This is a genomic window from Kitasatospora phosalacinea (assembly GCF_000716545.1).
In the GTDB taxonomy this organism is placed as follows: domain Bacteria; phylum Actinomycetota; class Actinomycetes; order Streptomycetales; family Streptomycetaceae; genus Kitasatospora; species Kitasatospora phosalacinea.
The window spans coordinates 15,714-28,724 of sequence record NZ_JNWZ01000087.1 but is presented as its reverse complement, the minus strand read 5'-3'; the positions used below and the strand labels follow the sequence as shown (position 1 = coordinate 28,724).

The following is a 13,011-nucleotide window of genomic DNA, read 5'->3' as shown; positions in this document are numbered from 1 at the left end:
CCGCCCCCATCCGCATATCTCACACACCACTGGTACAGCCACCGCTTCAGGCCCGTCAGGCACTTCACACAGATTCACCCTGACGCGCCGAAGTCAGTAAGGTCGGGAACGGAGTGCCGGACGGCGAAGGCAGAGGGGACGGACGTGGCCGAAGAGCAGAACGGGCCGCAGGGGCGGGGCGTCGGGACCGGGACGGTCGGCCCGCAGTTGTGGGAGCGCGAGCACGAACTGCGTTCCGTCGAGCAGGCGGTGGAGAAGCTGTGCCGCGAATTCGCCGCGGGCGGCCTGAAGATCGGTGAACTGCTGCTCTTCTCGGGCATGCCGGGCATCGGCAAGACCACCATGCTGGAGCAGACCCGCCGGATCGCCGGAGCCCGCGAGGACTCCACCGTGCTGTTCGCCCGGGGCAGCGAGCGCGAGCGCAGGGAGCCGTTCCGCGTCCTGCGGCAGCTGCTCATGCCGGTGCTCGGCAGCCTGGACGAGGCCGAGCGCAAGGAGGTCTTCGGCAACTGGTACAACATCGTCGCCCCGGCCGTCGGCCTGGCCCCGCCGTCCGACGAGATCGAACGCATCGACCCGCAGGGCATCCATGACGGCCTGGACTTCGTCATCACCCAACTCGCGCCCCGTCGGGCCCCGTTGGTGGTGATCGTCGACGACCTGCACGCCGTCGACCAGGAGTCGCTGAGCTGGCTCGCCTCCTTCGCGGTGCGCGCCCGCGAACTGCCCGTGCTGCTGGTCTTCGCCTACCGGCACGAGTTCGAGGACGAGGCCCTCCCGTTCCTCCAGCAGATCGAGGAGCGGGCCGCCGCCGCCCACCGGCACGAACTGCGGCAGCTCAACCCGGTGTCGGTGGCCGCCATCGTGCACGACGAGTTCGCCGACGCGGACGACGCGTTCTGCCGCCAGGTCTGGGCGGTCACCGCCGGCACCCCGTTCGACACCGTGGCGCTGGTGCACGAGGTCCGCGACCAGAACCTCGAACCGATCGAGGAGAACACGCCCCGGCTGCGCGACCTGGCCGCGGCCGCCCGCGGGCAGGGCCGCGACTACTGGCTGGGCAAGCTCGGCGTCACGGTCATCCAGTTCGCCCACGCCGCCGCCCTGCTCGGCACCGAGATCAAGGAGGACCTGGCCGCCGCGATCTGCGGGCAGGGCCCCGCCCAGGCCGCCGAGTCCGTCCGGGTGCTGTGCCGGCTGCGGATCCTCACCAGGCAGCCCGGCGGCCGACTGGAGTTCGTCCACCCGCTGATCGCCACCTCGATCTACCAGTCGATCGCGCCCGCCGTCCGCGCCGGCATGCACGGCATGGCCGCCAAGGTGATCGAGAACGCGGGCGGCTCGCTGCTGTCCTCCTCCCTCCACCTGCTGGAGACCTACCCCGGCGAGGGCGACGACGACGTGGTGCGCAAGCTGCGCCTGGCCGCCGCCGAGAACCTGGCCATCGGCGCCCCCGAAGCCGCCCGCCGCTGTCTGGAGCGCGCCCTCAACGAGCCGCCGGACGAGGACGAACAGGCCGAGGTGCTGTACGAACTCGCCTGCGCCAGCCTGCTCACCGACCCCGAGGCCACCGCCAACCAGCTGCGCCGCGCCATCGGCATGGACCCCGGGCTCAGCCCCGACCTGCGGGTCGAGGCGGTCTTCCGGCTCTCCGAGGTGATGGCCCACAGCGGAGACCTGAGCGGGGCCGCCGAGCTCTGCCTGGCGGAGTCCGAACACGCCGCCGAGGGCCCCGGGCGGACCAGGCTGCTCGTCGCCCACCTGCTGTACACCGCGCTGCAGCGGGAAGAGGAGGACGGCCCCGGGCGCGCCCGGCGGGTCCGCCGGCTGGTCGCCGAGGTCGACCCGGACAGCGAGGCGTCCCGGCCCGTCCGCACCCTGCACGCCTGGGACCTCGCCCTCCAGGGCCGCGACATCGCCGAGGCGCTGCGGGCCGCCGAGGACGCCCTGGTGGACGGCCGGCTGCCGCGCAGCCTCGGCTGGACCAACACCACCTGGAACTTCGAACTGCCCGCCCTGCTCGGCCTGTGCTTCGCCTACAACGACGAACTCGCCCGCGCCGAGAAGCTGTTCAGCTCCGCCATCCTGGATTTCGAGATCGCCGGATGGAGCGGCGCCCACCGCGGCTTCGCCTACTTCCTGATGGGCTACGCCCGGCTGCGCCGCGGCTTCCTCCCGGAGGCCGAGGACTTCCTGCGCCGCGGCCTGCGGGTCGCCGACCGGATGGGCACCGACCTGCCGCTGACCTGGAACCTGGTGGGCGTGCTGATCGACACCCTGCTCGCCCGCGGCCGCGACCGGGAAGCCTGGGAGGTCGCGGTCAAGTACCGCTTCCAGCCGCCCTACCACCCGACCGCGCTGGTGCTCCCCGACGTGGCCACCACCTACGGCAAGCTGCTGATCTCGCGCGGCGAGCACCGGACGGCGGCCGAGGTGCTGGCCGAGACCGGCGAACGGCTGGACCGGCGGGGCTGGCGCTCCGGCGTGCACGCCCCGTGGGCCGGCCACCTGGCGGTCGCGCAGGCGGAGCAGGACCTGCCGACCGCCCGCAAGACCGCCGAGGACGCGGTGGAGCGGGCCAAGGAGTCCGGCGTGCCGTCGGCGATCGGCACCGCGCTGCGGCTGGCCGCCGGCGTCTGGGAGGGCGTGCACGCCGTCCGGTTGCTCCAGGAGGCGGTCGGCTGGCTGGGCCGCTCCCCGGCGAGCTACGAGCACGCGCACGCCCTGGTCGACCTGGGCGCCGCGCTGGCGCAGACCGGACGCATCCTGGAGGCCGAGGAACAGCTGTACCAGGGGCTGGAGCTGGCCAAGCACTGCGGCGCCGACGGGTTGGAGGCGCGGGCCCGCGAGGCGCTCGCCGCGGCCGGGCTGCGGCCCAGCCCTCCGGCCGCGCCCGCCAAGGACACCCTCAACCCGAGCGAGCTCGCGGTGGCCCGGCTGGCCGCGCGGGCGCTGCCGCCGCAGCGGATCGCCGAGGAGCTGAAGCTCTCGCTGGGGATCGTCAAGCAGCGGCTGGCCTCCGTCCACCGCAAGCTCGGCACCGGCCCCGAGGGGCTGGCGGACGCGCTCGGATTGCCCGTCGACGGCCCCGGGCAGGCTGACTGACGGTTCGGCCGATCCTGTCGGCGCGCGGGGCGGGTCGCCGGTCCGCGCGCCGGGTCGGGCTACGCTGACCGGGCAGGATGATCACGAACCGAGGAGCAGCCCCATGACCGCGCCGGCCGAGCCCACCGAGGTGCACCGGGCACCGTACGACCACTCCGGCGCCGGGATGGGGCTGGAACGATGGACGCTGCGGGCGGGTCCGATCGAGGCGACGGTGATCACCCTGGGCGCCACGCTGCACACCCTCACCGCCCCGGACCGCTCCGGCACCCCGGCCCAACTGCTGCTCACCAGCAACGACGTGGGCGCCCTGCTCGGCCCGGCCAAGCACTACGGGGTCACCGTCGGCCGGTACGCCAACCGGATCTCCGGCAGCCGGATCACCATCGACGGCGAGGACCACCCGCTGCTGCCCACCGGCAACGGCGTCACCCTGCACGGCGGCCCGGACTCCTTCGCGCACCGGGTGTGGGAGGCCGAGGAGGTCCCCGGCGGGGTGCGGATGCACCTGCACTCGCCGGACGGCGACCAGGGCTTCCCCGGCGCGCTGGACGTCTGGGTCGACTTCACCCTCACCGGCCGCGACCTGTCCATCTCCTACCGGGCGGTGACCAACAAGCCGACGGTGCTCAACCTGACCAACCACGCCTACTTCAACCTGGCCGGCGAGGGCCGCGGCGACGTGCTGGACCACCTGCTGACCGTCGACGCGGACGCGTACACCCCGGTGGACGAGCGGCAGATCCCGTACGGCCCGTACGAGCCGGTGGCGGGCACCCCGTTCGACTTCACCACCGCCCGGCCGATCGGCGAGGGCATCGCCGAGGGGCACCCGCAGCTGAAACTTTCACGCGGCTACGACCACAACTGGGTGCTGCGCGAGCGCCCCGCGGACGGGCCGCCGGCGCGCGCGGCGCTGCTGGCGGACCCGGGCAGCGGGCGGACGCTGGAGGTGCTGACCACCGAGCCGGGCATCCAGGTGTACACCGCGAACGGCTTCGACGGAGCGGTCACCGGCCCGTCCGGGGTGGCGTACGGGCCGTACGCGGGGGTGGCGCTGGAGACCCAGCACCACCCGGACTCGCCGCACCAGCCGTCGTACCCGTCGACCGAGCTGCGGCCGGGGCAGGAGTTCCGCTCCACCACCGTGCTGCGGCTGGGCACCACCGGCTGACCGTTCCGGCCTCGCGAAGGGCCCCCCGGGAGCACCGCTCCCGGGGGGCCCTTCGGCGTTCCCGGGCCCGTCGGCCGCAAGGAGTTTCCGCAAGGCGACGGAGGGTCAAGACGCGCGACGGCAACTCTAAGGACACGTGGACGTAACGATCGCCGTCACCTTGCAGAAACTTGCTGCAAGGACTTTCAGCGAAGCTTGCCCCGCTGTTACGTTCCTGCTCAAGCCCGGCGGCCGCAACGGCGCAGTCGGCTTCGGACAGCCATTATGCGCCGTCCTCCTCCATCTCGGGCACCCCCACCTTTCATAGGAGTTTCCATGCGGCGTGGCATCGCGGCCTCCGCTCTCGTTGCGGCTCTGGCGGTCACCATGGCGGCCTGCAGCAGCAGTGGCTCCAGCTCGGACACCAAGAGCGACGGACCGGTCACCATCACCTACTGGGACACCTCGAACGCCACCAACGAGGCCCCCAACTACCAGGAGCTGGTCAAGAAGTTCGAGGCCGCGAACCCGAACGTCAAGGTCAACTTCGTCAACGTGCCGTTCGACACCGCGCAGAACAAGCTGCAGACCGCGATGGGCGCCAAGGGTGCGCCGGACGTCTTCCGCTCCGAGGTCGGCTGGACCTCCGCCTTCGCCAAGGCCGGCTACCTGGAGCCGCTGGACGGCACCCCCGCGCTGCCCGACGCCTCCGTCTTCCAGCCCTCGCTGATCCAGCAGGCCAAGTACTCGGGCAAGACCTACGGCGTCCCGCTGGTCACCGACACCCTCGCCCTGATGTACAACAAGGACCTGTTCGCCAAGGCCGGCATCGCCGCCGCCCCCACCACCTGGGACGAGCTCAAGGCCGACGCCGCGCAGCTCAAGGAGAAGGCGGGCGTCGACGGCTTCTGGCTGAAGGCCGGCGACGGCTACTACGCCATGCCGTTCCTGTACGGCGAGGGCACCAACATGGTGGACGCGGCCGGCAAGAAGATCACCGTCAACTCGGCCGAGGCCGTCAAGGCCGTCGACACCTACAAGTCGATGTTCACCTCGCCCGGCACCGCCAAGGCCGACGTCACCACCGACGCCTACGCGCACATGATGGACGCCTTCAACAACGGCAAGGTCGCGGCGATCATCCAGGGCCCCTGGGAGGTCACCAACATCTACAAGGGCGCCGCGTTCGCCGACAAGAAGAACCTCGGCATCGCCGCCGTCCCGAACGGCTCCACCGGCAAGGGCGGCGCCCCCACCGGCGGCCACAACGTCTCCGTCTACGCCGGCTCCGACAAGGCCCACAAGGAGGCCGGCGAGAAGCTCGCCGCGTTCCTGACCTCCGCCGAGAGCCAGACCTTCCTCGCGCTGAAGAACGGCACGCTGCCCACCCGCACCGACGCCTACACCGCCGAGGTCAAGGCCAACCCCGGCATCGCGGACTTCCAGGCGATCCTGCCCTCCGCCCAGCCGCGCCCCGAACTGCCCGAGTACGCCTCGCTGTTCGGCTCCTTCGGGACCGCCCTCGGCAAGATCGCCCAGGGCCAGGCGGACACCAAGTCCGGTCTCGACACCACCGCGACCGACTACGCGAAGCTCCTCCCGGACTTCACCAAGTAACCGGATCGGCCGCCCGGCCCACACCTGACGGTGGGCCGGGCTGGTCCCGTTGGACCCAGACATACCCCCAGCAGTCGCCGAGGCAGGCGGCGGACCTCCCGGAGAAGGTGTCAACCCATGGCAGTTGCGGTCGTACAGCGCATCAGGCTGTCGTACTCGAAGTACTGGTACGCGTACGCGATGATCGCGCCGGTCGTGATCGTCCTCGGGGTGCTGGTCGGCTACCCGCTGGTGCGCGGCATCTACCTGACCCTGACCAACGCCACCAGCCTCAACGTCGGCCGGCAGATCGGCGTCAACCACATCCCCGACAGCTTCGACTTCATCGGGCTGGACAACTACGCGGACATCCTGTGGGGGCCGACCGCGTACGACCGCTTCTGGTCGCACTTCATCTGGACCGTCGCCTGGACCGCGATCTGCGTGGTCCTGCACTACGGCATCGGCCTGGGCCTGGCACTGCTGCTCAACCGGAAGATGCGCGGCCGCGGCCTGTACCGGCTGGTGCTGATCCTGCCCTGGGCGGTGCCGACCTTCGTCACCGTCTTCTCCTGGCGCCTGATGCTCGCCGACGGCGGCGCCGTCAACGGACTGCTGTCCTTCCTGCACCTGCCCGAACCCGCCTGGCTGTCCGACCCGCTGGCGCAGAAGGCCGCCGCGATCCTGGTCAACACCTGGGTCGGCGTGCCGTTCATGATGATCTCGCTGCTCGGCGGTCTCCAGTCGATCCCGCAGGAGCTGTACGAGGCCGCCGAGATGGACGGCGCCAGCCCCTGGCAGCGCTTCCGCCACGTCACCCTGCCCGGCCTGCGCACCGTCTCCTCCACCGTGGTGCTGCTCGGCGTGATCTGGACCTTCAACCAGTTCGCGGTCATCTTCCTGCTGTTCGGCTCCGGCGCCCCCGACGCGCAGATCCTGGTCACCTGGGCCTACCGCCTCGGCTTCGGCCAGCAGCCCTCCGACTACGCGCAGTCCGCGACCTACGGAATCCTGCTGCTCTCCATCCTGATCGTCTTCACCACCTTCTACCGCCGCTGGCTGGCCCGGAACGAGAAGGCCAACGGATGAGCACCAGCAGCGCCCGCAGCGCCCACCAGACCGAGGAACCCGACCAGGCAGGCAGCCCCATGACACTCACCGCCGACCGCCCCGCCGCCGAGACGACCACCGCCAAGCGCCCCGCCAAGGTCCGCCGGCGCGGCCAGTCCTCCCCGCTGGCCACCGTGCTCTCGCACGGCACGCTGCTGGTCGCCAGCCTGGTCGCGCTCTTCCCGGTGCTGTACATCGCGTACATCTCGCTCGGGCCGGACGACAACGACTACCTGCACCCGGCGAAGATCTTCGACAAGATGACCTTCGACAACTACACCAAGGTCATGAACGACACCGGGTTCTTCACCTGGTTCGGCAACTCGGCGATCGTGGCCGGCGGCACCACCGTGATCGGCGTGCTGATCGCCGCCTCCACCGGCTACGCGGTCTCCCGGATGCGCTTCCCCGGCTACCGCCAGCTGATGTGGACCCTGCTGGTCACCCAGATGTTCCCGATCGCGGTGCTGATCGTGCCGATGTACTACATCCTGTCGAACCTCGGGATGCTGGACAGCTACACCGGCCTGATCCTGGTCTACTCGGCCACCACCGTGCCCTACTGCGCCTGGCTGCTCAAGGGCTACTTCGACACCATCCCGATGGAGATCGACGAGGCCGGCCGGGTCGACGGGCTCTCCCCGATCGGCACCTTCTGGCGGCTGATCCTGCCGTTGGCCCGCCCGGGCCTGGCGGTGGCCGCGTTCTACTCCTTCCTCACCGCCTGGGGCGAGGTCGCCTACGCCTCGACCTTCATGCTCTCGTCCGACAAGTACACGCTGGCGGTCGGCCTGTCCTCGTTCGTCAGCGAGCACGACCACCAGTGGCAGCTGATGGCCGCCACCTCGGTGCTCATCGCCCTCCCCGCCGCGGTCGTCTTCTACCTCGTGCAGCGCCACCTGGTCACCGGCCTGACGGCCGGCGCCGCGAAGTCCTGAACGTCCCGTCACCTCCCACGTCACTTCCACAGCCTCCAAGGGATGACTGTCCAATGACCCAGAACCTGGCCGACGCCTCCCGGCCCGCCGCCGTTCCCGCCGCTCGGACCGCTGCGACCGCCGAGGCCTCCAGAGGCGGCTGGTGGCGGGACGCGGTCATCTACCAGGTGTACCCGCGCAGCTTCGCCGACGGGAACGGCGACGGCATGGGCGACCTGCCCGGCATCCGCGCCCGCCTGCCCTACCTGCGCGACCTGGGCGTGGACGCGGTGTGGCTCTCGCCGTTCTACGCCTCCCCGCAGGCCGACGCCGGGTACGACGTGGCCGACTACCGGGCCGTCGACCCGATGTTCGGCACCCTGCTGGACGCCGACGCGCTGATCCGCGACGCCCACGACCTGGGCCTGCGGATCATCGTGGACCTCGTCCCCAACCACTCCTCCGACCAGCACGAGTGGTTCCAGCGCGCGCTGCGCGAGGGCCCCGGCTCCCCGCTGCGCGAGCGCTACCACTTCCGCCCCGGCAAGGGCGAGAACGGCGAACTGCCGCCCAACGACTGGGAGTCCATCTTCGGCGGCCCCGCCTGGACCCGCACCACCAACCCGGACGGCACCCCCGGCGACTGGTACCTGCACCTGTTCGCGCCCGAGCAGCCCGACTTCAACTGGGACAGCCCGGCGGTCGCCGACGAGTTCCGCTCCATCCTGCGGTTCTGGCTCGACATGGGCGTCGACGGCTTCCGGATCGATGTCGCCCACGGCCTGGTCAAGGCCCCCGGCCTGCCCGACCTCGGCAGCCACGACCAGCTCAAGCTGCTCGGCAACGACGTCATGCCGTTCTTCGACCAGGACGGCGTGCACGCCATCTACCGCAGCTGGCGGCAGATCCTCGACGAGTACCCGGGCGCCCGGATCGGCGTCGCCGAGGCCTGGACCCCGACCGTCCAGCGCACCGCCAACTACGTCCGCCCCGACGAGCTGCACCAGGCGTTCAACTTCCAGTACCTGGGCACCGGTTGGGACGCCGACGCGCTGCGCGAGGTGATCGACGTCTCGCTCGACTCGATGCGCCCGGTGCAGGCCCCCACCACCTGGGTGCTCTCCAACCACGACGTCACCCGGCACGCCACCCGGTTCGCCAACCCGCCGGGCCTGGGCACCCAGATCCGCACCCCCGGCGACCGCACCCTCGGCCTGCGCCGGGCCCGCGCCGCCACCCTGCTGATGCTCGCGCTGCCCGGCTCCGCGTACATCTACCAGGGCGAGGAGCTCGGTCTGCCGGACGTCACCGACCTGCCCGACGAGGTCCGCCAGGACCCGTCGTTCTTCCGCCAGGCCGGCCAGGACGGCTACCGCGACGGCTGCCGCGTCCCGATCCCGTGGTCCGGCACCGAGGCCCCCTACGGCTTCGGCCCGAACGACGGCGGCCCCAGCTGGCTGCCGCAGCCCGCCGAGTGGGCCGAGCTGTCGGTGGAGGCGCAGACCGGCGACCCGACCTCGACGCTGGAGCTGTACCGCTCCGCGATCGCCGTCCGCCGGGCCCAGCCCGCGCTCGGCGCCGGCTCCGACGTCGAGTGGCTGCCCGCCCCCGAGGGCGTGCTGGCCTTCCGGCGCGAGTCGCCCGAGGGGTCGTTCGTGTGCACCGCGAACACCACCGGCGAAACCGTCCGCATCCCCGCCCCGGGCCGTATGCTGCTGTCCTCTACTGAGGCTGTCGTGACCGAGAACGGCGTCGAACTCCCGGCCGACAGCACCGCATGGTGGGCGGTCTGACGTGGTTGCAATAGGCTCTGGGATCGTGACTACGGCGCGACTCTCCGACATCGCGGCGCAGGCGGGGGTCAGCGAAGCCACCGTCAGCCGCGTACTCAACGGCAAAGCGGGCGTTTCCGCGACGACCAGGCAGACCGTGCTGGCCGCGCTCGACGTGCTCGGCTACGAGCGGCCCACCCGGCTGCGCCAGCGCAGCGCCGGGCTGATCGGCCTGATCACCCCGGAGCTCAGCAACCCCATCTTCCCGGCCCTCGCCCAGGTCATCGAACAGGTGCTCAGCCGGCACGGCTACACGCCGGTGCTGTGCACCCAGACCCCGGGCGGCTCCACCGAGGACGAACTCGTCGAGATGCTGGTGGAACGCGGCGTCGCCGGCATCGTGTTCGTCTCCGGCCTGCACGCCGACACCACCGCCGACCACGACCGGTACGCCAAACTCACCGGCCGGCAGGTCCCGTTCGTGCTGATCAACGGCTACAGCGACAAGATCGCCGCGCCGTTCATCTCCCCGGACGACCGGGCCGCGATGTGGATGGCCGTCCAGCACCTGGTCGAACTCGGGCACGAGAAGATCGGCCTCGCGGTCGGTCAGAAGCGGTACGTACCGGTGCTGCGCAAGATCGAGGGCTTCACCGCCGCCCTGCGCGGGCTCACCGGGCGCACCGAGGGGCAGGCCGAGGAGCTCGTCCACCACACCCTGTTCAGCGTCGAGGGCGGGCACGCCGCCGCCCAGGCGCTGCTCGACAAGGGGTGCACGGCGATCGTCTGCGGCTCCGACATGATGGCGCTCGGTGCGATCCGGGCGGTGCGCCAGCGCGGCCTGTCGGTGCCGCAGGACGTCTCGGTGGTCGGCTTCGACGACTCCCCGTTGATAGCGTTCACCGAACCGCCGCTGACCACCGTCCGCCAGCCGGTCGAGGCGATGGCCACCGCCGCCGTCGACGCCCTGCTGGAGGAGGTCGGCGGGAACCCGGCGCAGCGCTCCGAGTTCATGTTCCAGCCCGAACTGGTGATGCGCGGCTCCACCGGGTCCGGTCCGCGCAACGGCTGAGGCGTTCGTCCGGCACGGTCCCCGGGGGGTGTTCCTCCCGGGGACCGTCCGCTACGCGTAGAGCTGCTCCAGGTCGCGGCGGTAGGCGGTGCTGACGGCCTGCCGGCGGACCTTCAGCGAGGGCGTCAGCAGGCCGCGCTCCTCGGTGAAGTCGCCCGCCACCACCCGCGCCCGGCGGATCGACTCGGCGCGCGAGACCGACGAGTTGACGCCCCGGACCGCCTCGGCGAGCGCCGCCAGCACCGCCGGGTGCACCGGGACGGCGCTGCCGACCTCGACGTCCCCGGGGACGGCGGCCGGGGTCGGCGGGTCCAGCGCGAGGAAGCGCTCGACCGCCTCGGCGTCCAGGGTGAGCAGCGCGCCCACGTACGGGCGGCCGTTGCCGACCACCAGGGCCTGGCTGATCAGCGGGTGGCCGCGCAGCCGGTCCTCCAGCGGGCCGGGGGAGACGTTCTTGCCGCCGGAGGTCACCAGGATCTCCTTCTTGCGGCCGGTGACGGTCAGGTAGCCGTCCTCGTCCAGCCGGCCCAGGTCGCCGGTGGCGAACCAGTGCGGCCGCCTCGGCCGCGGGCACCCCAACTCGTGGTAGCCGTCGAAGAGCTGACCGCCGCTCAGGAACACCTCGCCGTCCTCGGCGATCCGCACCGCGCTGCCCGGCACCGGCTGCCCGACCGTGCCCGGGCGCGGTCGCAGCGGCGGGTTCACCGTGGACGGGCCGCTGCTCTCGGTCAGCCCGTAGCCCTCGTGCACGAGCACGCCCGCCCCGGCGAAGAACAGCAGCAGCTCCGGGTCGATCGAGGAGCCGCCGCTGATCGCGTACCGCACCCGGCCGCCCATCGCCGCCCGCACCCGCCGGTACACCAGCAGGTCGTACAGGCCGTGCGCCACCCGCAGCGACAGCGGCGCCGGACGGCCCGCGCCGGCCCGCGCGTCCAGCTCGGCCCGGGCGTAGCGCACCGCGACCGCGGCCGCCCGGTCGAACACCTTCGCCGCGCCCTTCGCCTGCGCCTCGGCCCGGCCCAGCTGGTGGATCTTCTCGAACAGGTAGGGCACGCCGACCAGGAAGGTCGCGCCGAACGAGGCCAGGTCGGGCCGGAGTTCGGCCGGCTTCAGGGACGGGCTGTGGCCGATCCGGACCCGCCCGTACACGCAGGTCACCTGGATCATCCGGCCCAGCACGTGCGCCAGCGGCAGGAACAGCAGGGTGCACGGCTGCTCGCCGGTCGCCTCCTCGAACACCGGCTCCAGCAGGGCGTGGCAGTTGGCCGCCTCGGTGAGGAAGTTGGCGTGGGTGAGCAGGCAGCCCTTGGGGCGGCCGGTGGTGCCGGAGGTGTAGATCAGCGTCGCCTCGTCGTCCGGGCGCAGGGCCCGCCTGCGGCGCTCCGACTCCTCGGCGGGGGCGGACGCGCCGAGCCCGGTCAGGACGCCCACCGCGTCCTCGTCCAGCCGCCACAGCGGCACCGTCCCGCCGGTGCGGGCGATCGCCACCGCCAGCACCTCGGCGGTGCCGGCGTCCTCCGCGACCGCCAGCACCGCGCCGGAGTCCCGGACGATCCACTCCGCCTGCTCGACCGCGGCCGTCGGGTACACCGGCACCACGCAGGCGCCGGCCGCCCAGGCGGCGAAGTCCAGCAGCGTCCACTCGTACCTGGTCCGCGACATCAGCACGACGCGGGCGCCGGGGCGCACCCCGGCCGCGATCAGGCCGCGGGCCAGCCCCGCGACCTGCTCGGCGAACTGCCGGGCCGTCACGTCCAGCCAGCCGCCGCCCGGCTGACGGCGGGTCACCACCACGGCGTCCGGGGCGGCCTGCGCGTTGTGGAACGGCAGGTCGGCGAGACTGCCCGCCGCGGGCGGCGGCACCAGGTACGGCGTCCGGGCCTCGACCACCCGGCCGGCGGCGCGCCGCACCTCGACGGGTGGGCGGTCGGTGCGGACGGCACGGCTGAGGGGGTGTGCCATGAGCGAACTCCCTTGAACGGGGTGGGGGTTCGCCCAGGGTAGATACTCGCCAGTAAACTTACTAGACGGTAAGTTGCTTGACGGCGGGGCGGGTTGCACCGCCCGGGAGTCCGGGGGCGTCAGCCCTCTTCGGCGGTGGGGGGCTTGGGGAGGAAGCGCTCGCCGTCGCGGGTGCCGCCGGTGCGGGCGATGGTGCGGCGGTCGGTGGAGAGGTAGTCGCGGACGACCAGCTCCACCGCGTCCTGGGGGCTGGCGGCGCCGACGCGCATCATCACTTCCAGGGCCAGGTCCGCGTCCAGCGTGATCGTCACTTTCGCCATGGTG

At 72.1% G+C, this 13,011-nt stretch carries 9 protein-coding genes; 7 read left to right on the top strand and 2 right to left on the bottom strand.

Annotation, left to right across the window (positions count from 1 at the left end; all coding sequences use genetic code 11):
• Positions 1-144 precede the first annotated feature (144 nt).
• The 7 genes from OO48_RS30885 to OO48_RS30855 all read left to right on the top strand — a co-directional run bounded on the left by OO48_RS30885 (position 145) and on the right by OO48_RS30855 (position 10,725).
• The gene (locus tag OO48_RS30885; RefSeq protein WP_051733183.1) at positions 145-3,105 is read left to right on the top strand and encodes an ATP-binding protein; all 2,961 of its coding nucleotides are present in this window, start codon (positions 145-147) and stop codon (positions 3,103-3,105) included.
• A 103-nt stretch (positions 3,106-3,208) separates the two neighbouring features.
• Positions 3,209-4,279: an aldose epimerase family protein gene (locus OO48_RS30880; RefSeq protein WP_081952512.1), complete on the top strand. Its 1,071-nt coding sequence runs from the start codon at positions 3,209-3,211 to the stop codon at positions 4,277-4,279.
• Between the two features lie 315 nt (positions 4,280-4,594).
• Complete coding sequence (locus tag OO48_RS30875) at positions 4,595-5,875, top strand: extracellular solute-binding protein (RefSeq protein WP_033222288.1); 1,281 nt, start codon at positions 4,595-4,597, stop codon at positions 5,873-5,875.
• A 117-nt stretch (positions 5,876-5,992) separates the two neighbouring features.
• Complete coding sequence (locus tag OO48_RS30870) at positions 5,993-6,943, top strand: carbohydrate ABC transporter permease (RefSeq protein WP_033222286.1); 951 nt, start codon at positions 5,993-5,995, stop codon at positions 6,941-6,943.
• 59 nt (positions 6,944-7,002) lie between these two features.
• Positions 7,003-7,902 carry a sugar ABC transporter permease gene (locus OO48_RS30865; RefSeq protein ID WP_033222302.1) on the top strand — a complete coding sequence of 300 codons (900 nt, stop codon included), beginning with the start codon at positions 7,003-7,005 and terminating at the stop codon, positions 7,900-7,902.
• A gap of 53 nt (positions 7,903-7,955) precedes the next feature.
• The gene (locus OO48_RS30860) at positions 7,956-9,674 is read left to right on the top strand and encodes a glycoside hydrolase family 13 protein (protein ID WP_033222284.1); all 1,719 of its coding nucleotides are present in this window, start codon (positions 7,956-7,958) and stop codon (positions 9,672-9,674) included.
• A 25-nt stretch (positions 9,675-9,699) separates the two neighbouring features.
• Positions 9,700-10,725 carry a LacI family DNA-binding transcriptional regulator gene (locus tag OO48_RS30855; protein WP_051733181.1) on the top strand — a complete coding sequence of 342 codons (1,026 nt, stop codon included), beginning with the start codon at positions 9,700-9,702 and terminating at the stop codon, positions 10,723-10,725.
• Positions 10,726-10,776: 51 nt separating this feature from the next.
• Here OO48_RS30855 and OO48_RS30850 read toward each other — a convergent pair whose 3' ends face one another.
• Together OO48_RS30850 and OO48_RS30845 are read right to left on the bottom strand one after the other, a co-directional pair.
• Positions 10,777-12,687 (bottom strand): AMP-dependent synthetase/ligase, encoded by a 1,911-nt coding sequence (locus tag OO48_RS30850; RefSeq protein ID WP_033222282.1) that lies wholly within the window; start codon positions 12,685-12,687, stop codon positions 10,777-10,779.
• Between the two features lie 119 nt (positions 12,688-12,806).
• Positions 12,807-13,007, bottom strand: coding sequence for a hypothetical protein (locus OO48_RS30845; RefSeq protein ID WP_033222280.1), 201 nt, complete (start codon positions 13,005-13,007; stop codon positions 12,807-12,809).
• Between the last annotated feature and the right edge of the window lie 4 nt (positions 13,008-13,011).

What these genes read in the sequence shown, in the direction of transcription:
- OO48_RS30880 (WP_081952512.1), top strand. Translation starts at nt 3,209, where the DNA reads ATGACCGCGCCGGCCGAGCCCACCGAGGTGCACCGGGCACCGTACGAC.
- OO48_RS30875 (WP_033222288.1), top strand. Translation starts at nt 4,595, where the DNA reads ATGCGGCGTGGCATCGCGGCCTCCGCTCTCGTTGCGGCTCTGGCGGTC.
- OO48_RS30870 (WP_033222286.1), top strand. Translation starts at nt 5,993, where the DNA reads ATGGCAGTTGCGGTCGTACAGCGCATCAGGCTGTCGTACTCGAAGTAC.
- OO48_RS30865 (WP_033222302.1), top strand. Translation starts at nt 7,003, where the DNA reads ATGACACTCACCGCCGACCGCCCCGCCGCCGAGACGACCACCGCCAAG.
- OO48_RS30860 (WP_033222284.1), top strand. Translation starts at nt 7,956, where the DNA reads ATGACCCAGAACCTGGCCGACGCCTCCCGGCCCGCCGCCGTTCCCGCC.
- OO48_RS30850 (WP_033222282.1), bottom strand. Translation starts at nt 12,687, where the DNA reads ATGGCACACCCCCTCAGCCGTGCCGTCCGCACCGACCGCCCACCCGTC.
- OO48_RS30845 (WP_033222280.1), bottom strand. Translation starts at nt 13,007, where the DNA reads ATGGCGAAAGTGACGATCACGCTGGACGCGGACCTGGCCCTGGAAGTG.